At 70.1% G+C, this 20,937-nt stretch carries 18 protein-coding genes; 5 read left to right on the top strand and 13 right to left on the bottom strand.

Annotation, left to right across the window (positions count from 1 at the left end):
- Positions 1-190: 190 nt before the first annotated feature.
- From WMF22_RS29500 to WMF22_RS29485, 4 genes are all read right to left on the bottom strand, one after another.
- On the bottom strand, positions 191-589 hold the full coding sequence (locus tag WMF22_RS29500; RefSeq protein ID WP_437293346.1) for a hypothetical protein: 399 nt from the start codon (positions 587-589) through the stop codon (positions 191-193).
- Positions 590-759: 170 nt separating this feature from the next.
- Complete coding sequence (locus WMF22_RS29495) at positions 760-3,237, bottom strand: helicase HerA-like domain-containing protein (RefSeq protein ID WP_438031941.1); 2,478 nt, start codon at positions 3,235-3,237, stop codon at positions 760-762.
- Complete coding sequence (locus tag WMF22_RS29490) at positions 3,234-5,432, bottom strand: hypothetical protein (RefSeq protein WP_438031940.1); 2,199 nt, start codon at positions 5,430-5,432, stop codon at positions 3,234-3,236. The genes WMF22_RS29495 and WMF22_RS29490 overlap by 4 nt, the downstream gene beginning before the upstream one ends.
- Entirely contained in the window at positions 5,429-6,298 is an 870-nt protein-coding gene (locus WMF22_RS29485; RefSeq protein ID WP_438031939.1) for a hypothetical protein, read from the bottom strand. The genes WMF22_RS29490 and WMF22_RS29485 overlap by 4 nt, the downstream gene beginning before the upstream one ends.
- A 22-nt stretch (positions 6,299-6,320) precedes the next feature.
- Here WMF22_RS29485 and WMF22_RS29480 point away from each other — a divergent pair, with 22 nt between their 5' ends.
- The gene (locus tag WMF22_RS29480; RefSeq protein WP_437293342.1) at positions 6,321-6,590 is read left to right on the top strand and encodes a hypothetical protein; all 270 of its coding nucleotides are present in this window, start codon (positions 6,321-6,323) and stop codon (positions 6,588-6,590) included.
- 91 nt (positions 6,591-6,681) lie between these two features.
- Entirely contained in the window at positions 6,682-8,232 is a 1,551-nt protein-coding gene (locus WMF22_RS29475) for an outer membrane protein assembly factor BamB family protein (RefSeq protein WP_437293341.1), read from the top strand.
- Positions 8,233-8,305: 73 nt separating this feature from the next.
- Here WMF22_RS29475 and WMF22_RS29470 read toward each other — a convergent pair whose 3' ends face one another.
- The 5 genes from WMF22_RS29470 to WMF22_RS29450 form a co-directional block, all read right to left on the bottom strand.
- Positions 8,306-9,394, bottom strand: a complete 1,089-nt coding sequence (locus WMF22_RS29470; protein ID WP_437293340.1) for a HisA/HisF-related TIM barrel protein — start codon at positions 9,392-9,394, stop codon at positions 8,306-8,308.
- A gap of 10 nt (positions 9,395-9,404) precedes the next feature.
- Positions 9,405-9,953: a tyrosine-protein phosphatase gene (locus tag WMF22_RS29465; protein ID WP_438031938.1), complete on the bottom strand. Its 549-nt coding sequence runs from the start codon at positions 9,951-9,953 to the stop codon at positions 9,405-9,407.
- 19 nt (positions 9,954-9,972) lie between these two features.
- Entirely contained in the window at positions 9,973-10,281 is a 309-nt protein-coding gene (gene xseB / locus WMF22_RS29460; RefSeq protein WP_437293338.1) for an exodeoxyribonuclease VII small subunit, read from the bottom strand.
- 4 nt (positions 10,282-10,285) lie between these two features.
- Positions 10,286-11,929 carry an exodeoxyribonuclease VII large subunit gene (gene xseA / locus WMF22_RS29455; protein ID WP_438031937.1) on the bottom strand — a complete coding sequence of 548 codons (1,644 nt, stop codon included), beginning with the start codon at positions 11,927-11,929 and terminating at the stop codon, positions 10,286-10,288.
- 185 nt (positions 11,930-12,114) lie between these two features.
- Positions 12,115-12,738 carry a glutathione S-transferase family protein gene (locus WMF22_RS29450; RefSeq protein ID WP_438031936.1) on the bottom strand — a complete coding sequence of 208 codons (624 nt, stop codon included), beginning with the start codon at positions 12,736-12,738 and terminating at the stop codon, positions 12,115-12,117.
- Between the two features lie 204 nt (positions 12,739-12,942).
- Between WMF22_RS29450 and WMF22_RS29445 the strand changes: the two genes are divergently transcribed.
- A complete protein-coding gene (locus WMF22_RS29445) occupies positions 12,943-13,092 on the top strand; it encodes a hypothetical protein (RefSeq protein WP_438031935.1) in 150 nt (49 codons plus the stop codon).
- A 123-nt stretch (positions 13,093-13,215) separates the two neighbouring features.
- Here WMF22_RS29445 and WMF22_RS29440 read toward each other — a convergent pair whose 3' ends face one another.
- The 3 genes from WMF22_RS29440 to WMF22_RS29430 form a co-directional block, all read right to left on the bottom strand.
- A complete protein-coding gene (locus WMF22_RS29440) occupies positions 13,216-14,085 on the bottom strand; it encodes a hypothetical protein (protein WP_438031934.1) in 870 nt (289 codons plus the stop codon).
- 261 nt (positions 14,086-14,346) lie between these two features.
- Positions 14,347-15,711, bottom strand: a complete 1,365-nt coding sequence (locus tag WMF22_RS29435; protein WP_438031933.1) for an MATE family efflux transporter — start codon at positions 15,709-15,711, stop codon at positions 14,347-14,349.
- A gap of 6 nt (positions 15,712-15,717) precedes the next feature.
- Positions 15,718-16,695, bottom strand: coding sequence for a phosphotransferase family protein (locus WMF22_RS29430; RefSeq protein WP_438031932.1), 978 nt, complete (start codon positions 16,693-16,695; stop codon positions 15,718-15,720).
- A gap of 170 nt (positions 16,696-16,865) precedes the next feature.
- On the opposite strand from WMF22_RS29430, the gene lepB reads away from it, so the two are divergent.
- Complete coding sequence (lepB, locus tag WMF22_RS29425) at positions 16,866-18,317, top strand: signal peptidase I (RefSeq protein WP_438031931.1); 1,452 nt, start codon at positions 16,866-16,868, stop codon at positions 18,315-18,317.
- Positions 18,318-18,414: 97 nt separating this feature from the next.
- Here the strand turns inward: lepB and WMF22_RS29420 are convergent, their stop codons facing one another.
- On the bottom strand, positions 18,415-20,415 hold the full coding sequence (locus WMF22_RS29420; protein ID WP_438031930.1) for a DUF4041 domain-containing protein: 2,001 nt from the start codon (positions 20,413-20,415) through the stop codon (positions 18,415-18,417).
- A gap of 93 nt (positions 20,416-20,508) precedes the next feature.
- Between WMF22_RS29420 and WMF22_RS29415 the strand changes: the two genes are divergently transcribed.
- Complete coding sequence (locus WMF22_RS29415) at positions 20,509-20,706, top strand: hypothetical protein (protein WP_438031929.1); 198 nt, start codon at positions 20,509-20,511, stop codon at positions 20,704-20,706.
- The last annotated feature ends 231 nt before the right edge of the window (positions 20,707-20,937 follow it).

Raw genomic sequence — 20,937 nt, 5'->3', positions numbered from 1 at the left:
CATCGCGCGCCACCCCGATCTGCTGCTCCCCCCGACGTGGCAGCGCTTCGCCCTCCGCCGCCCCTGCGCGCCGCTCGCGCCCTCCTCGGCCTCATCGACACCCTGCTCGGCGACAGGCGAGGAATGGCGGAGCGCAGACGAGATGACGGGGGAAATGCGCAGACCGCGGTAAGGCGCCGGTACGGATGGGCTATGTCAGTCGTCGGATACCGACCATAGCAAGCGCGCCGCCAATCGCCATGGGGAGAAGCAGTTGCCATGTGAACTCGGGACGTGTCTCCCTCGTGGCGTTGATATAGAACGCTATGCCGGCAATCAAGGTGATGACACCCCCAAGGATCAGGCAGAAGTAGGCACCAAGCCTCTGCCAGATGGAGAGACTCGGCTTGGGCGCAGTGGCCGCCGGCGTGAGCTGGGGTAGAGCCAGACGCCGCAAGGCGACGAATGCGGCCGGAGCTCCGATCCACAGGAGACCGTACTCTCCCAAGAGCGGTATCCGAGAGAGCGCGCCAGCCACTGCGAGCCCAAGGAGCGCCGCAGGCACATCCCAGAAGTGTAGCGTCGGGTTCCTTGGGTTTCCGCTTGCCATGTCGATCTCCCTGCCAGATGTCATTCTGTTACGAAAACTCGATCTGGAGCCGGAAGCCAGGGCGAGTGGGGCCGACTCCATCAACTCGCCCACGAAGCATGGGGCGATGCCGGAACCGAGCGCCTCGCGGCGCAGGTGAGAAGGCGTTGACCCCGCCCGCGCCCGGCGCGTCACCCGCCTGTTCCACGGAGCCCCGCCTCGGTGACGGCCCGCTCCACGCGATCGGGCGACCATGCGCCGGCGTGGCGCGTGAAGAGCGTTCGCCCCTTGAACGCGCGGCCCGCGAGCTCCGCGGGCATGTCGGGCCAGCGCGCGACGAAGCTCCCCCTCGGCGCCCCCTTGCGCGCGGCGACCCAGGGAGGGGCCCCGCCCTCGACGGTGAACCAGTCGATCACGCGCTCCACGTCCTGGGCCGCCTCGAGCCGCCCGATGAGCTTCGTGCTCGTGTTGCCGAACACGTTGTAATCCACCGATCGAGGGCTCTGGGTGCACAGCAAGCAGCCGACGCCGTACTTCCGGCCCTGGGTGAAGAGCCGGATGAGCGGCTGCTTGGCGGGCGGCTTGCTGCCGCCGGCCGGGATCCAGTCGCGCGCCTCGTCGATGTAGAAGAGCAGGTTCACGCCGCCGGAGGTCGCGTCCACGGTCGTGATCATCCAGCGGTACAGCTCCGTCGCGAGGGCGGCGAGGAAGAAGTGTTTCTCATCGTCGTTGCTGAGCGCGTTCAGGTAAACGACGTTGAGCGGCACGCGCCCCGGCTTCGAGGGCCGGAGCAGCTCGGTGAAGTCGAGGCGCGTCCCCCCCGAGAACAGCCGCGCGGACGGGCCCTGCACGAACGTGTTGAGCTTTCGCGCGAGCCGCTCGCGCTCGGACTTGCGGATCAGGCTGTCGACGTCGTCGATGCCGAGGTCCTCGGGCGCGGTCACGGCGGCCACGATGTCCCTCAGCCGGACCGGCGCCGCGCGCGGCAGGTGCCGCAGCACCTGGTAGAGGAACGTGCGCTGCGACTCCTCCTCGCCGCCGCACGCGCACAGGCTGACGAGGTTGGCCGCCACCGCCACGAGCAAGCCCTCCTCCTCCTCGGCGCGGAGCGCGGGGTTCGCGATGTGCGAGAGCTCGCCCGCGCTCGGGAGCCGCAGCGGGTCGAGGCAGAGCCGCTGGCCGTGCGACGACCCGGGCGTGAGGATGCGCGGCTCCACGCGCTCCCGGAGCTCCTCCCACGCGCGGTGCAGCTCGGCCGGCACGTCGGACGGCGGGCGCGCTTCCATCATCTGGACGAGATCGCCCTGGGGGTCGATCGCGACGACGGGGACACCGGCGCGCAGCGCCTCCTCCGCGATGACCTTGGCCATCCACGTCTTGCCGCTCCCCGCCGCGCCGACGACCGAGACGTGCGTCCGGAGCACCGCGGGGTCCACGCAGACGGGCGAGCCGCCGTCGTCGAAGCCGAGGAGCATGCCGGTGACGCTCGCGGTGCGGGGCTGCGGCGGCGCCTCCGCGGCCTCCGGCGGCGCCTCCGCGGCCTCCGGCGGCGCCTCCGCGGGCGCCTTTCGCCCGCGGCCCCGCGCCGGCGCCGGCTTCGGGCGCTCGACGGCCGGCTTCACGACCGCCAGCGCCTCGTCGAGCTCGGGATCGTCCTCCACCATCGGCTCGTCCGCGGCCGGCCCGTCCGCGGCCGGCGCGCTGGCGGCGGGCTCGCGCCCCTCCGACGCTCCGCCGCCGCGCGTGGCCTCGAGCGCCGTCCAGCGCCTGTCCCACGCGCCCACATCCTTGTGGCCGAGCTGCGCGACGCACGCCCCGGAGCGCTCGTGCTTGCAGCCGCCGCAGTACGCGCGGTCGCCCGGCGGCGCGAGCCCGCCCGCGCCCACCGCGTGGTCGGACCAGGCCACCATGCTGGCGATGAGCTCGTGGACCTTGCCGCGCTTCGCCTCGATCTCCTCCCAGCGCGCCTCGCGGACGCTGCGCGTGGGGTGCAGGTAGAACACCGCCACGTCCGGCCGGGTGCCGTGCTGGTGGTGGTGCATCAGCGCGTACGTGAAGATCTGGAAGAGATCGCTGTTCGGGGAGGTCGCGGGCGTGAGCTTGTAGTCCACGATGCGGTGCTTCCCGAGCCGCGGATCGAAGTACACGTAGTCGATCGCCCCGGTCACGTGGACGTGGACGTCCTCCCCCACGTGGAACGTCACGTCGACCCGCTTGCGCGAGTCCCCGAAGAGCTGCGCCCGGAGCTCCGCCGCGGGCAGGCCCGCGGCCCTCGCGTGCGCCGCGAGCCGCGCGAGCTCCTCCATGTAGAGCTGGACGGCCGAGATGAAGCCCAGCCGCAGCGGCACCGGGCGCGCCGCGAGCGCGTCGAGGTCGAGGCAGGAGGCGTTGAACCAGCGCATCAGCGCCTGCTGGAGGCCCGGGGCGTCGCCGGCGGCCTCCAGCGCCGCCAGCACCTCGTCCGAGCTCGCCGCGGCGGCGTTGAAGCGCTCCACCGCGGTGTGGAACAGCGCGCCGCAGCCGGGCGCCTCCCCGCCCTTGCGCCAGATGCGGCTCACGACCGTCCGCCCGTCCTGCCGCTCGGCCGTGGCGCGCGCGTCGAACCAGTGGAGCCTCGGGCACGTCGCCGCGACGCGGAGCTGGGTCACGTTGACGTGCACGAGCCTCATTTCTTGCCCCGCAGCTGGACGAAGAGGTCGTCGTCGGTCGCTGTCGCGTGGACGTGGCCCTCGTCATGGAGCGCCTGCGCCGTCTTCTTGATGTGCGACCACACCTCCGGGAAGCGCTTCTCGTGCAGCTTCTTGCGGCTCGCGAAGATCTGCGCGAGCTCCTTCGCCATCAGGCCGAGGCGCCACGACAGCTCGGCCATGATGTGCTCCCGCGTCTGCTGCGGATCCCACGCCGGGGGCGGCGTCGAGTCCCCGCCGCCCTTCACGATCTCCTCGGTGAGCAGCTCGCGCAGCAGCGGGTGCGCGAGCAGGAGGCTCTGGCGCTCGAAGGACGCCATCACCTCGGCCTCGGTCACCTTGCGGTACTGCCCGCGCGGGTGCTCGATCTCGAGATCATGGCTCCTCGCGGCGCCGAGGAGCCCCACCAGCGAGTCGAGCTCCGCGTGCCCGGCGAAGTCGAGGTGGAGGTGGAGGAAGCGCTGGCGGCCCAGCTTGCAGAGCGCGTCGTACGCGGCCTTGCCGGCGCCGCCGAGCCGGAGCGGCCGGCGCTCCTCGTCGGTGACCAGGATGCGCTTGTCGGCGTGCTTCGTGTCCTCGACCATGCGCTGGAGCGGCAGCCGCGCGCCGTGCCCGCTCGGCGCGCAGAGGAACGTCACGCCGGTGGTCACGACGACGCCGTCCGCGCGCTTCTCCCTGGCCACGAGGTGGTGCGCCGGGGCGGCCTTGCCGCGCTTCCTCGCGGTGGCGTGCTCGACGCTCAGGAGCGTCGAGGCGCCCTTGCCGGCGCACCTGGCGAGCAGGTGGTGGGTCAGGCTCGCGAGGTTGTCCTCGTCGGGCGGCAGCGACGCCTGCTGCAGCCGGCGGCGGGTCGTGCCCTCGACGAGCTTCTTCTTCACCTCGGCGTCGATGACGTCCTCCAGCTTCGGAGCCGGCGGCTTCGGTTCGCTCCCGTCGAGGCCGGGCCACTCCTTGAGCCAGCGCTTGCCGCCGACGGCCGCGAGCCGGTCCTGCTGCGCCTCCCAGCGGTCGCGCGCCCAGAGGATCGCGTCCCGCGGCCGGAGCTCCTGCACGCCGTCGAGGCGCCGCTCGAGCCACGCGCTGCCGAGCGGGAAGAGCCGATCGCGCTTGCGCGCGGCGATGACCTCCTCGATCTCCTTCTCCTCGAAGCCGGAGAGCGCGGCGTCGAGCCGCCCCTCGAGGATGGCGCGGGCCTCCTCCGGCGAGACCATGTGCAGCTCGAGGATCCGCTCGGCGATGCGGTCCCACGCGGCCGCCGGGATCACCTCGCCGGTGCGCAGGGAGAGCATCGACTGCTTCACGCCCGAGACGATCACGACGAGGTGCTTCGCCCGGTCGAGCAGCGCGTGCGCGTACGACATCAGGGCGCGCACGGCCTCGGCGTCGAGGTTGTCGATCTGGTCGAGGCAGAGCACGAGCGGGAGCTCGGCGAGGGCGCACAGGTGCGCGAGGACGTGGAGGACGCGCTCCACCGCGGCGTCGTCCGCGAGGGCGAGGCCGTCCTCCCCGGCCGCCTGCTCGAGCAGGCGCGCCTCGTCGGGTCCGAGCGTCTCGCCGGAGAGCCAGAGCACCGCCGCCTGGGCGCGCTTCTCGGCGCTGGCGTCGCCGAGGCTCGCGTGCGACGTCCCGGTGAGGAACGCGTTGAGCACGGGGATGACGGCGCTCTGCGGGTCGATCTTGGCGCCGAGGCGGGCCAGCGCCTCCTTGCGCGCCTCGATCTCCCTGGGCCCCGTCATCATCCTGCGGCCCTTGAGCGCGCCCGTCCGGATGAGGGCGCGGTTGAGGACGGTGTAGAGGCGCGACTGCGTGTAGTCGCTGCCGCGGTGCCCTGCGAGGTCGCTGACGGTCGCGTTGAGCACGTACCGGAGCATCCGCTCGGGCGAGGCGAGGATGTTGTGCAGGTAGACGACCGTCGCCCTGTCTTCCCCGGCCCACTGGAACAGCCGCGCGAGCAGGTGGCTCTTGCCGACGCCGGGCGCGCCGATGAGCAGCGCGCCGATGCTGATCGGCTCCTTCGCGGCGTCCTGCACGACGCGCACGAGCCTGGTGAAGGCGCTCTTGTGGATCGACTCGACCGTGGCCTCGCCGCCCCCGACGTCGGTGATGCGGTGGCTGCGGAACGGGTTGGTGCCCCGGACCGCGGCGAGGAAGCGCTCGAACGTCGGCTCCTCGCTCATGCGTCGTCCCTCCGCGCCACGTAGACGAGCAGGTTCCCGGCCTCCATGATGCCGGCGTCGCGCTCCGCCTCGGCCATCTGGTGGTGGCGGCCGTCGGACGGGTCGAGCGAGTAGCGCCGCTGCCGCCGGAGCGCGCCGAGCTCCGCGTCGAACGTGGCGCGCGGGATGTCCGGCAGCGCGGCGCGGAGCGCGTGGAGGGTGACGTAGTTGAGGCGGCCGGAGGCGCGGTCGAGGGAGGAGAAGGCGGCGTCGAAGCGATCGGCGAAGGAGATGTCCGGCGCGCCGGCGCCGCTGGCGGCCGAGGTGCCGGGGCCGCTGGAGATCGCGTTGCCGGCGCCGTCGGGGGCCGCGCGGCGGGCAGCGCCGTCGGTCGCGATCGCGGCGGGCCGCGCCGGCGCGCTGGCGGCCGGGAGGACGGCGTCTGCGACGAAGAAGAGCAGCGGCTTCTTCCCGAGCAAGGCGCCGATGGTGCGGGGGAGCCGGCGCTCGGCGATGCGCTGATCGAGCGCCGCCTTGAACGCGCGGCTCAGGGCAGGAAGGAGGCCCTTGGGGAGCTGCGCCAGGTCGACCGCGGGAGCGTCGGCCGTCCGCGCCGACTGGAGCTGCACCTCCAGGAGCCGATCGGACTGCGCGATCGCCTCCAGGTCCTCCGCGAGCAGCACCAGCGTGGCGCCGGGGGCTGGCTTCTTCTTGCCTCCCGGGGCGCGGGAGAGCAGCACGCGCCCCTTCGCCTCCTTGGTCGTCAGCGCCTTGCTCGTCACCGCGAGCGTGTCACCGGTCAGCTCCGTCAGCCGCTCGAGCGTCGGCGGGTACGACGCGCCGCCGAGCTGCCTCTGGGACTCCAGGACGCCGAGGAGCTTCGGCACCGGCGAGGGCGGCGGCTCCTTCTTGCGCGCCGCGCCCTTCTGCCGCGCGGGAGCCTTCGGCGCGGCGGCCTTCCGCGGCGCGGCGGACTTCTTCGGCTCCTCGGCGCTGCTCTTCCTCGCTGCAGTGGTCTTCGTTGTCGTCGCCCGCGAGCGCGGACTCGATGCGCTGTTCCGGTTCGTGGCCCACCTCCCGAGGGGCCGAGATTACCCCGGTATCCAGCCATGGGAAGGGGCTCCGCGCCGCCGCGCCGCCTTTCTCTATCCGATTGACGCGCAGCTCGATTCCGCGTGACGTAGACTCGGGGCCTCGTGCTGCAGAGGCGACGGAACTGGCGTGTCGGGTGGCCGATCGCCGCTCACCTCGATGCCCCAGGAGGAGCACCATGAAGCGCATCTTCTGGGTCCGGTCCGCGATCGGGGCCGCCCTGTGTCTTGCCTTGCTCAGTGTCGTCCACGGGAGCACGGCCATGGGCACGGGCGCCGGGCGCTGGACCGTCTATGGCTACGATCTCGCCAACACCCACCACGCGCGCGACGAGCACGACATCGGGCCATCGAACGTCGCATCGCTCGCCGTGAAGTGGGCCTTCACCACGACCGGCATCGTCCCCGCGACGCCGGCCGTCGACCACGGCGCTGTCTACTTTCCGGACGGGGGCGGCAAGCTGTACAAGCTCGACGCCAGGACCGGGCACCCGATCTGGACGCGCACGATCGCCGGCCTCACGGGCACGGCCGGCGCCGTCTCGCGCACGACCCCCGCGCTCCACGGCCACACGCTCTTCCTCGGCACCCTCGCCGGCGCGCACATGGTCGCCGTGGACACGCGCACCGGGGCGCTCTTGTGGAAGAGGCAGCTCGACACGCACCCCGCGGCGATCATCACGCAGTCTCCCGTCGTGCATGGCGGCCGCGTGTACGTGGGCGTCTCCTCGCGCGAGGAGCTCTTCGCGGCGGACAACGCCTATCCGTGCTGCAGCTTCCGCGGCAGCGTGGTCGCCCTCGACGCGGGGACCGGGGCGGTGCTCTGGAAGCGCTACACGGTGCCCGCCGGCTACACCGGCGGCGCCGTGTGGGGCGGCGCGCCGTCGCTCGACCTCAAGCGCCGCGCGCTGTACGTGACCACCGGCAACAACTACACCGTGCCGCCGTCCGTGTCCGCGTGCGTGGAGGCCGCCGGCGACGACCCCGTCGCCGCCGAGGCCTGCCTTGCGCCGGACGACTATATCGACGCCGTCCTCGCGCTCGACCTCCGCACCGGCGCGCTGAAGTGGGCGCGGCGGCTCCAGGGCTTCGACGCCTGGACGGGCGCCTGCTACTTCGGCGGCGACTGGTGCCCCGATCCGGCGGGCCCGGATTACGACTTCGGCACGGGCGCCACGCTCTTCACGGCCGGCCAGGGGGCGGAGCGCCGCGATCTGGTCGGCGCCGGCCAGAAGAGCGGTATCTTCTGGGCGCTCGATCGGGACGACGGGAGCGTGGTGTGGAGCACGCTGGTCGGTCCCGGCGGGGAGCTGGGCGGCATCATGTGGGGAGTCGCCGTCGACGAGAGCAGGATTTACGTGCCGATCGGCAACAACGGCCAGGTCGACTACACGCTGCAACCCTCCGGGGAGGTCATCCACTGGGGTTCGTGGAGCGCGCTCGACGCCGCCACGGGCGACATCCTGTGGCAGACGCCCGATCCCACGCCGGGCGCGCAGACCAGGGGGCCGCTGACCGTCGCGAACGGCGTGCTCTACGGCGGCTCGATGAGCGGCGACGTCCACGCGCTCGACGCCGCGACGGGCGACGTCCTCTGGAGCCATCCGGCCGACGGCTCCGTCAACGCCGGCCCGGCGGTGGTGCGCGGTACGGTGTTCTGGGGGAGCGGCTACGAGAGCTTCGGCATCGGCACGCCGGGCAACACCCTCTTCGCGTTCGACTTGCCGTAGCGCTGCCCGCCGCCGGACGGCGGACACCGGAGCCCGGCCGTGCCGTGGTGCCAGGCGCGGGCGCCGGTGGCCGTCAGTCGGCCACGAAGCCTCTCCACCTCCGCAGGTACCCGGCGAACGTCTCCGAGACGCCGCGCTCGTACAGCTCGGCGCGCGTGAGCGGCGGTCTCCGGGGTTGCCAGGCGGGGTCGGCGATCCGCTGCGGCCAGTCGGGGTTGGTGATGGCGGCGCGCCCCAGCGCGACCCCGGTGGCGCCCTTGTCGAGGAGCGCCTCGGCCTCGGCGCGCGTCCAGACGCCGCCGGCGACCACGAGCGGCAGGCTCGCCCCCACCGCCTCGCGGAACAGCGGCAGCGGGTGTGTGTCCCCGCGCTTCTGCGAGGGCTTGCTCGAGTCCCACAGCGAGAGGTGCAGGAAGTCGGCGCCGTCCTCGGCCAGCCAGCGCGCGAGCGTCAGGTTCTCGTCCAGATCGAGCCCCTTGGCCTGGCCCCAGTCCTCGGGCGACAGGCGCACGCCGACCACGAAGGGCGCGGGCACCGCGGCGCGGACCGCCCGGAGGGTCTCTCGCAGGAGGCGAGCCCGGTTCTCCCACGCGCCGCCCCAGCGATCCGCGCGGAGGTTCTGGGTGGCGGACAGGAACTGGCCGAGGAGGTAGCCGTGGGCGCCGTGGAGCTCCACGCCCGCGAAGCCGGCGGCGTGCGCCCGCGTCGCGGCGTCGCGGAAGCGGCCTATCACCGCGAGGATGTCCTGCTCGGTGGCGGCGCGAGGCACGGGGAGGTCCGGCTCGGCGACGGCGCTGGCGCTCCACGTGGGCAGGCCGGAGATCTGGGGATTGGCACGGAGGCCCCCGTGAAAGAGCTGGACGAGGCCGAGCGCGCCCTGGGCGGCGATCTCGGTCGCGAGCCGGCGGAGGCCGGGCAGCAGCCGGTCGGCGAAGACGCCGAGCTCGCCCTTCCAGCCCTGGCCGTCCTCGGCCACGTGGGCTGCGCAGGTCTCGACGACGCCGAAGCCGCCTCGGGCGCGGTAGGAGAGCCAGCGCAGCTCGTCGTCGCCCAGGGAGCCGTCGTCATGGCTTTGCCCGTTCGTGAGCGGGGCGAGCCAGACGCGGTTCCTGGCGGTGATGCCGTTCGGGAACGAGAAAGGAGAGAGCAGCGGTGAGGTCACGGGGAGATGATTAGCACTCGCCCGAGGTCAGCGCGCCCCGCAGCCTTGCCCTGTCGACCTCGGCGGACGGCAGCCACTCCAGGATGCCCTCGATGGCCCGATCGATGGCGATGCGGTCGGCGCCGTCGCTGAGCATGTACTCCTCCGCGACGACCTGCCGCGGTACGTCGATCGCCAGCAGGGCCGCCGCGATGACGACCCCGGTCCGATCTCTCCCCGACGTGCAGTGGACGTAGACAGGCCAGGGGAGGGCGGGGGCCGCGAGCGAGGAAAGAGCCTTTCCAATCCAGCTCGTCACCCGTCGTTGCCGCGTGTCGTAGTTCTCGATGTCGTCCTCCGCGGCGACGTGGACAACCTTGATTCCCTCGAGATGACCGGGATCGGCGCCGCGCCGGAGGTTCAGTATCGTCCCGGGGAAACCGAGATCGCTCGCCGCTGTCATGAGGTCGAATCGCCCGCCGCGGAGCAGGCGGCCGGCGGGGATCGGCGAGACGTCGAGCCAGAGCCCGAGCATCTCGCCGACATCCCGGTAGTTGGCGGGCCGGAACGTCGCGCTCATGGGGGTCGCCTGCGCCCTGCTACTCGTCGTCCTCGTCTTCGTCGTCCGCGTCCGTGGTCGTTGGCGCCTCGCGCTCGAGCTGCTCGGTGATGGTCTGCACCTGGATCTCCGCGGCATGGATCTTCTGGCGGCAGAGCGTCACCAGATCCGCGGCCTCCTTCACGAGCGCGGAGAGCGCGTCGATGTCGACCTGACCTTCCTCGATGTTCTGCAAGATCTCCTCGAGGCGCGACGACGCCTCGCCATACGAGACCTCTTTCGTGGCGCGCTGCGGGCTTGCCGTGTCCCCTTCGGACAGCTCCTTCGTCCCGCGCTTCGGCTTTGCCATGACCCTATGTCTCCTCCGATCCGTCCGAGCGAAGCCGCAGCACGCCCTGCTTCAGCTCGGCGATGAGCGTCGTCCCCTGGGGCGCGCGCGCCGCGTCGGTGAGCACCGCCCCTTCCGTCGTGCGCAGGATCGCATATCCCCGCTCCACGACGCGCCGCGGATCGAGGAGGCGCAGGCGCCGTTCGCGCGACTCGAGGCGCTCGGATTCGAGCGCGAGCCGCCGGGACGAGCGCGGGCCGAGGAGCGAGGCCATCTCGTCGACCCGATGCGAGGCGGCGTCGAGATCGCGCCTCGCCCCCTGGCGAAGCTGGCGGACCGCCTCCTGGAGCTGGCCCGCGCGGCGCGCGATGAGCAGCGACGCGGAGCGCGGGACCCGGGCCGCCCGGCGGGTGAGATCCGACGAGGCCGACCGGAGGACCCGCCGGCCCTGGTCGAGGATGCTCAGCAGCGACGACTCGACCTCATCCCGCGCGTCCGAGACGCGTTTGACGAGCATCGCGGCCGCGGCGGTCGGGGTCTTCTCGCGAAAGCCCACGAAATCGAGCGCGGAGATGTCTCGCTCGTGGCCGATGCCGACGACAACGGGGAGGGGGAATGTGGCGACGGCGCGGGCGATCGGCTCCGAGTCGAACCAGGCGAGGTCGGTGCGCGAGCCGCCGCCGCGGCATATCAGCAGCACGTCGAGCTCCGCGGCGCGGGCCCGGAAGTAGTCCAGGGCGTTCAGGACCGACGGCTCCGTCTGCCGCCCCTGGACGCGCACGCCGTGCGCCACGACGCGGAACGCGAAGCCTGACTCCCTGAACGTGCCGAGCACGTCGTTGTAGGCGTCCGAGCCCAGGCTGGTCACGAGCCCCACGCGGAGGGGAAGGGCGGGGAAGGGCAGGGAGCGGTTCCGATCGAGCAGCCCTTCCTCGGCGAGCCGGCGCACGATCTCCTCTCTCCGCCGGGCGGCCTCGCCGAGCGTGTAGCCCACGTCGAGGTCCTCGATCAGGAACCGGTACGAGCCCCAGGGGACGTAGAGCTCCACGCGCCCGCGCACGCGGATCTGGATCTCGTCCTCGATCTGGAACGGGTGGCCCGCCGCGGCGAGGCGCCGCTCGATCTCGGCGCGCGCGCTCTCGAAGAGGGTCGCCTTGACCTGGGCGATCTCCTTCCCGAGGGCGTCGCGCTCGACGAGCTCGAAGCCGACGATGCTCTTGTGGGCGGCCCGGTTGTACCCGCAGACCTCGCCCACCAGCCAGATCGAAGCTGGAAACGCCGCCTCGAGCGCGGCGCGGACCTGCCCGTTGAGCTTCGAGACGGTGAAGTCGGACGCGGCCACCGCTGGCCTCGGCCGCGCGTCCCCATTGCGCGGCTCATCGGCTCGGGCTGGCTCCACGGTGGGGATCGGCGTGACGCCCCGTTCGTCGAGGGCGAGGGCCCCGCCGCGTTCCCGGTAGAGGCGCTGCGTCACCTCGCAGAAGCCGAACCCCTCGGCGAGCAGCACCTCCACCACCGCGACCACGTGCGTCTCCGGGACGCGCCAGGTCTTCTGTTCGGGATTCCAGCGGCGGGACGGGAGCGACTTCACGACCTCCACCAGCCTGCGATCGAAGGCGAAGTGGATCTGGAGGCTCCCGGTCCCGTCGCTGCTGACGCGGCGGCTCATCGCGCCACTCTATCATCGCGGGTCGCGCACGGGCATCGCGGGGGATCTCCCGGCCGACCTGCCGGGGCGCGCGGCCGCGCCGCGGTGGCCGAGCGCGCGCTGCATGGCGGCCGGGCGCGCGCTGCGCCACGGCGGCGAGCAAGCCCTCGGCCTCGAGGACGAGAGCTCCTCCAGCCGCCTGCCCCTCACGCGTTGAGGCTGGCGAACGCCTGGGCGATGCGCGGGGCCGCGTGAGGGCGCGCGTACATCCGGTCCATGTAGGTCCGGAGCTGCGGGAAGTCGTCCAGGAGGTGGGCCTCGTTGGCCCAGTCGAGGGTGTAGGCCATCACGAGATCGGCCACCGTCACGCGGTCACCGACGACGAACTGCCGCTGCTCCATGTGCTTCTCCAGCACGTCTGCCATGGCCTTGAAGTCGTCGCGGGCGAGGGAGATGTCGCCAGGCAGGCGTTTGTCCTCCGGATACAGGAATTTGTGACGCGCGATGCGCCACAGCGGCTGCTCCAGCTCGGTCGCCGCGAACAGCAGCCATTGGTTGACCTTGGCCCGCTCCCTGGGGTCTGCCGGGAGCAGGCCCTTGTCGGGGTACTTCTCGGCCAGGTAGAGCACGATGGCAACGGACTCGGTGAGCACGAGGTCGCCGTCGACGAGCACGGGGAGCTTGCCGGCTGGGTTGAGCTTGAGGAACTCGGGGCGGCGATTCTCGCCGGCCCGGAGGTTGACCTGGACGGTCTCGAAGTCCACGCCCAGCTCCTGGAGCGCCCAGCGCACACGGATCGAGCGGGTAGGAGCGAACTCATAGAGCTTCATCGATGCCTCCCTCCTCAGCCGCGCGCCGCGGCTGGTATCGTTGCTTCTGTTTACTTACGTCCGGACCTGCTGTGTTTCGGCAGCGACGGTGGCCGCCGGAAGGCGAGCAGTTAACGGCGCCTCGTGACGAGTGTCAATGGACATGCTCGGCCAGGGATGGCTTTTGCATGCTCCTTCGGGGGCCCTGGAGGCCGTGCGCGGCCTGTGCCGGAGCCTGACGGCCAGGTCGAGGCGATCGACGAGGCTTCACCGGAGGAGGACACGGACGAGCCGGGTGTCGCAGACCTCCATGGCTTCGCGGACGAGGTGCTGCTGGTCGGCGAACGAAGCGGCGCCAAGGACAGTTTGCTGTAGGCTTTGCGGGGTCGAACGCGACCGTCCGTAGGGGTCAACGAACCTGATCAACGGGGGTCAACTCGGGTTGCGACGCGCCTCCGATAACACGACAGGATGGCGGCGTGGCGTGGCCGCAGAGGCCTACTGGACGCAGGCCACGTGCGCCGTCTTGTCGTCGGTCACCTTCACGCTCCACCAATGGGACCCGGGGTCATAGTTGATAAAGACGCCGTCGTCCCAGTCAGACCACCAGAAGCGCCCGCCGACACCAGTGAGGAAGCACTGCGTACCGAGGGGGTTCGTCCCCCCGTCAATCTGCTGGAGCACATTGAGCGTGCTCGTGCCCGTTGTCGGCGCCCATGTCGCGTTCCAGATGAAGTTGTAGGTCACGTCCACGCATCCGCCGATCCCGTCGGCGTGGCCGGTGCCGCCGATGTACCAGTTGGTGCCGTCGTTCCAGATCATCACGCCGTCACCGGCGGCCTTCCAGTTGTCGTCGTTGCCGAGAGTATCTTGGTTCAGCACGCTCATCAGACCACATCTCCGAAGGGTAGTGACTGGCGCCAGAACCTGCGCCGGCTGCCCCTCCGACCAGCGGACCGGCGTTGTCCGGTTTGCGACGCTGGGAAGGCAAATGGCGGTCCCCTTGATTTCAAAGTGGGGGAAACCGGCGTGCGTGTCCAAATACCAGTCGCCGCCGGAGCGAAAAACCGACACTCTGACGTCACCGTCAGGCCATGTACCAGCTTGGGACGAGAAGGTCCCGCCGACCCCAGAGAGAAAGCAGGTCCTGTCGGTGTCCGTGCCGAGATGCAAGGGGGGCGTGCTCGAGTCGTCTGCCCACGACGCGGTCCAGTAGCCGCTGAATGCCTGCTCGGCCGTGGCGACAGTCTCGTCGTCCGCCTGCTCGTCACCCGCTTGTTCATCCGCGGCTGCTATGCAGCCGGTCCCCATGAGCAGGACAGGCAGCATCCACGACATCTTCCAGATTCGCTTCGACGCGCTATTCATGTGCATCCTTATGTAGTGGCGCTCTGTGGCCGTGAAGGCGCCTAAACGCTGATCTATTCAGCGGCCCCCTCACGGTGAGCGTTCTCACATACACGGGCAAGGGAAGTCAACGACGACGTGGGCGTCGACCGTCGAGAGCAACTTTTCGACGCGCCCGAGCGTGCAGCGACGTTTGGGCGGGTGGTGGACGGCTATCCCGTCACGGAGTGGGTCCGATGAAGGGCCCCGTGGGTGCAGCGGGAGACGGCCTTTCCACAACGCTCAGCCTGCGTCAGGCGCTCTTGCCATGCCATGCCCAGAACCAGCGTGGGCGTTCTTCAGCAGCACGAAGGAGACGATGCAAAGAATCAGCTCCGAGATCGCCTCGGAGGCCCAGATGCCGGTCAGGGAGAACAGGCGGGAGGCCAGCAGCAGCACCGGCAGCTTGACCAGGAGGATGCCCCCGAGGGTGAGCAGCAGCGCCTCCCTCGCGCGGCCCACCGACTGAAACGAGGCCGCCGTGACCATGGCCACGCCGGTCAGGGGGTAAGAGAGCGCCAGCAGCCGCAACGCGGTCTGCCCTTCAGCGATGATCGCGCTCTCCCTGGAGAGCAGGGCGATCAGCGCGGCCGGCATCACCAGGCAGGCGCCGCAGACGAGCGATCCATAGACGACCGAGGCGCCAAGGGAGAGCCGGATGGCCTCCCGCACCCGCTCGAGCTTCTTCTGGCCGAAGTTGTACCCCACCAGCGGCTGCATCCCCTGGACGATGCCGGTCAGCGGCGCGAGCATCCCGGAGTAGAGCCGGCTCACGATCGCGAACACGCTCAGGGCGCTGTCGCCGCCGATCCGCCGGAGCAGGTTGTTGGTGACGATGGCGATCAGGCTGACGCTGGCGTTCTTGATGAGCGAGGGGGACCCGATCTTCACCACCTCGATGAGGATGGGCCAGTCCGGCTTGAAATAAGACGCCTTGATCCGATAGGAGCGGTTCTTCCTGAAAAAGAAGAAGTGGAGGCCCATGCCGGCCGAGGTGGCCTGGCCGCAGATCGTCGCCAGGGCGGCGCCGGAGACGCCCATCTGCAGGACGAGGATGAAGAGCCAGCACAGGACGATGTTGACGCAGATCGGGATGATCCACATGGCGGTCGAGTACCTGGCGTTGCCATCCGCCCTGACGATGGCCGAGTAGCCGGTGCCGGCGATGGCGCCGAGGAAGATGATCCGCCCGTACTCGATGGCATAGGGGGCGATGCTGCCGGTGGCCCCGAGCAGATAGACGATCGGCTCGATGAAGACCGAGCCCAGGACCGTGATGGTGATCGCCGCCGCCCAGAAGATCAGGAAGGTGCTTGCCACCGTCCGGGAGGCCTTCTCCACGTCCCGCTCGCCGAGCGCCCTGGAGACCACCGACGCGCCGCCGGCCCCGACGGTCGTGGCGACGGCGCCGAGGGCGATCAGGACCGGCGCGATGATCGAGGCCGCGGCGGCGGCCAGCGAGTTGACGCCCACGGAGAGAAAGTAGATGTCCGTCAGGCTGTAGATGGCAAAGACCAGCAGCGAGAGCGTGGTCTGGGAAGACATCTCCAGCAGCAGCTTCCCGACCCGCTCGGTCCCCAGACGTTCAACCCTGGAGCTCTCGCCCATGAGCGTTCAGTTTGCGCTCAGCCAGGCCATGTGTTCGCCCATCCACTGCCTGGAGAGGTTGAGGACGGAATCGGTGTCGTAGTTGCGGTAGTAACACTCCGTGTTCATGACCAGGGCGAGGTGCAGCGAGTACAGGCGGCATCTCCGCTCTTCCTCGAAGGTGAAGGAGGTCTTGCCGTAGCCGCGCATGCAGCTGGTGATGCCCTCGGCGGAGAGCAGCCGGAACTGGGCCTCCATCAAGGGATCGGCCCAGAGCGCCCTCTCGAAGTCGATGATGCCGGCGACCCTGCCTTCCTTGACGAAGACATTGGGGTTCCAGACGTCCCAGTGGACGAGGCAGGGCGTGGTGACCTCGTCCAGCGCGGGGGCGTGCCTGAGGACGGCGGCGCGGATCTCCTCGTAGCCCTGGTCGTACGCCACGCCTTTGCGGGCGCCGTCTTCCAGCACCGACTCCATGATCCTGGTGAACGCCTCGCGCCAGGTGCTCGCGCGCAGGTCCGGGTTCCCATCATAACCAAAATAGGTGCCGGTGAAGCCGTTGATCGCCCGGACGATCTCGCCGATGTGCAGATCGATGGACGCCTGCGTCTCGGGGGAGAGGCTCGATTTCACGTGCTCGAGGTTGTCCGCGGCGATCTTCTTCATGAAGAAGTAGTCCGAGTCGCACAGGTCGCGGGTGTCGTCGAAATGGTAGATCTGGGGCACCGGGATGGCCGGGTTTCGCCGCACCAGGCGCATGGCGGCGACCTCGGTGGCCATGATGTTCTTCTCATAGAACATGACCTCCGCGTCTCTCGGCGGCGCGATCTTGAGGATGACCTCCCGGCCATCGGCGAGCCGGACGCTGTAAGCCGCATTGAACCAGCCGTCTTTCAGCTCGACCACGGCGTCTTCGCCGTCCGCGAGCGCCATGCCGCCGAACGCCCTGGCGGCCATGGCCGCGATCTGCGGGCGTGTCTTCGTGTTCTTGGTCTTGCTCTCCACGGTCTTCCTTCGTCGATTGGCGGCCCTTGGGATGAGCGAAATAACGTTCATTGTGCTGGATCCTGGGGAGCTGTCAAGTCGCGACCTGGAGTGTGCCGGGGCCCGGAGCGCGAGGGGGCTGAAGTCGCCGGCGTGGCCGGCGGGGGCTCACGCGGGTTATCCTGCGCCCTATGCCGACATACGATCCCGAGGAGAGCTGGAGTCGCGGGGGGCTCACCAGGCGCATCGAGGCGATCCGCGCTCGTCGCATCGTCCGCGGTTCGTTCCTTGTCGCGTCTGCCCTCGCGGCGGGTTATCTCCTCGCCCTCGCAGGCTGCGGCGGGAGCACGCCCGGACCGAGCGCGGCGATCGGACCGTCGCCGGCGGGGCCGGCGGAGCCCCAGCCGGCTGAGGACCGGCGGACGTTCGCGGAGCGGGTGCCTGCACGGACGCGTTTGCTCGCGCAGATCGAGCTGAAGGCGCTGCCCGCCGCCGATGTCAGCGCCGTGATCGGATGGGGCGCCGCGCGGTGCGGGGTGGACATCGAGCGGAGCATCTCGCGAGTTCAGATCGCCGTCGCCGAGCCATCGGAGATCCGCGCCGACATCCTGGGCTCGCTCACGATCGAGGACGTGGGCTGCCTCCTCGAAGCCGAGCAGGACGGCGGCAGGCTCCGCGCCGGTCCGCTCGAGATCGTCCCGCTGCCCCACGGCGGCGTGCGCGTCGCGACACCCGGCGCCCTCGCTGACGGCCCAGGCGCGAAGGAGGCGCTCGCGCGGCGGCTGGACGAAGCGCTCTCCCGCAGCGGCGCCGCGGTGGTCGCCGACCTCGGGGCCGCCAGTGCCCCGATCGAGCTCGTCGCGACCGTCACCGATCACCTGGAGGCGAGGCTATCGTCGCCCGGTCGCTCCGACGCGTCGCTCGCGGGAACGCGGCTCGGCGAGGCGCTGGCCACCGCCCGGCAGGGCGGGGCGGCGGGCCTGGAGGCGCTGGAGGTCGCGGCGGCTCCTCCCGACGGCTTCGTCATGAGGGTCGAGATCGCGACGGACCCTGCGCGCGCCGCGGGCACGGCGCTCGCCGTGCGGCGGCACGTGATCGAGTCGTTCAAGGTGCCTTCCGGGAGCATGAGCCCGACCGTGATCCCGGGCGACCACCTCTTCGTGCTGAAAGACAAGCGTGGCGAGCGGGCCGGCCGGGGCGATGTCGTCGTGTTCCGCTCCCCGGCGAACCCGAGCCAGCGCTTCATCAAGCGGATCATCGCCACCGGAGGAGATCGTGTTCAGATCGATGATCGCGGTCTACGGATCAACGGTCGCCAGGTGCCTTCGGAGCTCGTCGGCGCGGAGCACCGCATCTCAGGAGACGACGGGCAGATTCATGAGTTATGGCAAGAGACCCTCGACGGGAGGCGTTATCCGATCTTGCGCACCCCCGGCGTGCCTGCGTCGAGCGCCGCGATCGATGCGACGGTGCCTCGAGGGAGCGTCTACGTCATCGGCGATAACCGGGACAACTCGCATGACTCGCGGCATTTCGGCCCCGTGTCCGTCGAGGCCATCGAAGGGGTCGCCGCCGTGATCTACTTCTCCATCGATGCGAAGGGCCTGGGCCGCTGGGAGCGCACCGGGCTCGCGGTGCGGTAGGGGGCTGCCCTCGCGGCGCCTCGCCGATGCGATGCGCACCTGATTCAGCGTCCGCGGCAGGTCGGTCGGCGGACGTCCTCGAGCAGACCGGGGCGCGTCAACCCCCCGCAAAGGAGCTCACCGCGGGAGCGAGCTCTGGTGGTGGAGCAGCAGCGAGCCCAGTGGGAGACGCGTCCGCAGCCGCCTGCGTCTTCCTGTACTCCTCGGCCGCTGGAACGAGCAGGAACGTCACGAGGCCGTGAAGGCTCTGGACGGCGTCGCGGATTTCCTCGAGCGTGACGCGGAAATACTCTTTGCGATGGTTCACCATATTGACCCGGCGAGCCGCGAAGGCACGATGGAGCTTGCCCTCCAGCGCAGGCGCGTCCTCAGAGTAAATGATCGCGTGCACATCGAACGGGAACGGCACCGATGCGTCGCCGAGCTCTTCGACACGCTCGAGCGGCTCCAGCCGGCGTGTCATGCCGATCTTGTAGATGCCGGCGCCGAACGAACCGATGTTCGACAGCACGTAGACGTGGCCGGACTTCGTCAGCTGCGCGCGCGCGATCGCCTTCGCTTTCCGATCGAGCGCGTCCTTGAGGTCAGTTTCGAGACGGTTCACGAGGGCTTCGAGCTTCTCGTGCTGCTTCGCCGTCGCGGCGCGCGCGACTTCCGCGGCGGCCGCTTCGACTCCCGCGGCCTCGATCCTGGCTGCCTCTGCGGCCGCAGCTGCGTCCACGGCGGCGAGCTCCGCGCGTGCCCGAGCGAGCGCGGCTGCCGACTTGGCTTCCTCCTTCTCGGCATCGGCCTTGGCGCGATCGATCTCCTCCTGGGCCCTCTGCTCCTCGCGCATCTGCTCCTTGATGCGCTTTTGCTCTTCCTTCTCCTGCTGGACCTTCTCGCGGTGCTCGTGCACGAGGTGCAGCTCGGCGAGCTTCAGGTCGAAGTACCGACGCGAGATGAAGACGCGCTGGACCTCGCCGAGCTTGTTTATGTCGTCGTAGGCCTTCGTGATCCGCTGTTCCAGCGTCGTGACGTTGTCATACCGAACTTTCGCGATCGCAGCGTCGCATTCACCGTTGAAGGCGCGCAGCATCAGCTTCGACTGCTGGCGGATCATCTTCTTGCCCTCCGCTGCGCTACCGCCGACGGACCACTTCGTGTCGCACGGCGCCGCCTTGTCCTCCTTGATGAGCATCTGCTGCTCGTCGCGCGTTCCCTTGAGGCGGGCAGTGTATTGTGCGGACGACTCGAACCCATACTTGGGCGTGTAGAAGCCGAACGACTGGATGTCGAGAGCCTCCTCGATGGAGCGAAGCGCACGATCCGCGGCCTCGAACTCCGCCTTGGCGCGCACGATGTCACCTCGGATCCGCTCGAGCTCGTCGGGATCACGCGTCGCGGCCTTGAGTGCCTCTTGGGCGGCCCGGAGCTCTCGATGCGCTGCGGCGGTTGCATCCTGCGCTGATTTCGCCTCGGCCTGCGTGCGGGCGATATCGCTCCGAGCGGCCCTCAACTCGGTGCGGAGCTGTTCCAGCTCCTGTGCGGCCAACGGCAGCGACTGCCCGGCAACGGCCGCCGCGGACGGCGGGGATTGCGCGGGCGGCGTTGAGACGACGGCTGGCCGGGCCACAGCCGCGGGCTGCGGCGCTGGTGCGGTCATTGACGAGGCTACGCGCTGCGACGGCGCTGGTTGAGGCGATGGCAAGGCAGGGAGCCAGACCACCACGCCGAAGGACCCCTGATTCGAGTGGGACGGCGGATCGAGTTGCGCCTGACAGGCCACGTGGGCTCCGTACCGGCCATATAAACTAGCGAAGATGGGCTTCCACTGAAACGCCAGCTCGCGCGGCAGATAGCCAACCTTCCCGCCGAGCACCCAGACGATGATGGCGTTTGGATCGTGCGGATTATGCGGATCGGGTAGCAGCCATGCCTGGATGAGCGCGTCCGTTCGGCCGTGCACGGCGGAGACTACTCGCCGCATCTGGTCCGGGTTATAAATCTCGCCGACGACCTCATGGCGCACGCACCTCGGGCCAGCGATCCAGACGGCGCGTTGAGCGTCCACAATCTCAATCGAATGCGGGATAGCCAGGTCGTCGAAGGGCTGCATCCAATGTGCTCCATCCGTAAGAGGTCGGAATGTCTACCCCTGTTTTAGAAGGCGATATATGGCACGATCAGCGTTGTCGGGAGGCAGGGACGAGTGGGGCAAGCTGCGACCCAGACAGAGCGCCCGTATGTCGGCCGGCGACGGCTTTCCGCTCGAGCGCGCGACGATCTGCACGCCCAGCTTGACGTCGTCGCGCGGCGGCACAAGAAGGAGCTCGCGCGGACCACGATGATCTCCACCCACGTCATCGACCGCGGCCTTCTCGGCGTCATCAGGCCCCTTGATCGCTGACCGCCGCCTCAGCGCGGAGCGCCTTGAGCTCCGACCCCACCCCGTCGTGCCGCGCTCACGCATCGTGGAAAGGCAGCGTACCTGACGCTGCCCCTGCCTTGTCAAGGAGACCGACGGCCCGTGATGGGGAGCAGGCGCTCATAGTTGTCCCAGACGACGGGACCGGCATCGCTCTCGGCGACGGCGACGGTCTCGCCGTGCAGTCTCTTGGAAGGAGCCGTGCCGTGCGCA

The organism is Sorangium sp. So ce204, from assembly GCF_051526795.1.
Taxonomy (GTDB): Bacteria; Myxococcota_A; Polyangia; order Polyangiales; family Polyangiaceae; genus Sorangium; species Sorangium cellulosum_B.
Note: the sequence above shows the minus strand (reverse complement) of the source record. Positions and strands in the feature narration are given on the sequence as shown.

Bases quoted from the DNA above. Each gene is read 5' to 3' on its own strand.
- WMF22_RS29465 (WP_438031938.1), bottom strand. From the start codon at position 9,953: ATGAGCGCGACGTTCCGGCCCGCCAACTACCGGGATGTCGGCGAGATG.
- WMF22_RS29475 (WP_437293341.1), top strand. From the start codon at position 6,682: ATGAAGCGCATCTTCTGGGTCCGGTCCGCGATCGGGGCCGCCCTGTGT.
- WMF22_RS29495 (WP_438031941.1), bottom strand. From the start codon at position 3,237: ATGAGGCTCGTGCACGTCAACGTGACCCAGCTCCGCGTCGCGGCGACG.
- WMF22_RS29440 (WP_438031934.1), bottom strand. From the start codon at position 14,085: ATGAATAGCGCGTCGAAGCGAATCTGGAAGATGTCGTGGATGCTGCCT.
- WMF22_RS29490 (WP_438031940.1), bottom strand. From the start codon at position 5,432: ATGAGCGAGGAGCCGACGTTCGAGCGCTTCCTCGCCGCGGTCCGGGGC.
- WMF22_RS29420 (WP_438031930.1), bottom strand. From the start codon at position 20,415: ATGCAGCCCTTCGACGACCTGGCTATCCCGCATTCGATTGAGATTGTG.
- xseB (WP_437293338.1), bottom strand. From the start codon at position 10,281: ATGGCAAAGCCGAAGCGCGGGACGAAGGAGCTGTCCGAAGGGGACACG.
- WMF22_RS29500 (WP_437293346.1), bottom strand. From the start codon at position 589: ATGGCAAGCGGAAACCCAAGGAACCCGACGCTACACTTCTGGGATGTG.
- xseA (WP_438031937.1), bottom strand. From the start codon at position 11,929: ATGAGCCGCCGCGTCAGCAGCGACGGGACCGGGAGCCTCCAGATCCAC.
- lepB (WP_438031931.1), top strand. From the start codon at position 16,866: ATGCCGACATACGATCCCGAGGAGAGCTGGAGTCGCGGGGGGCTCACC.
- WMF22_RS29450 (WP_438031936.1), bottom strand. From the start codon at position 12,738: ATGAAGCTCTATGAGTTCGCTCCTACCCGCTCGATCCGTGTGCGCTGG.
- WMF22_RS29435 (WP_438031933.1), bottom strand. From the start codon at position 15,711: ATGGGCGAGAGCTCCAGGGTTGAACGTCTGGGGACCGAGCGGGTCGGG.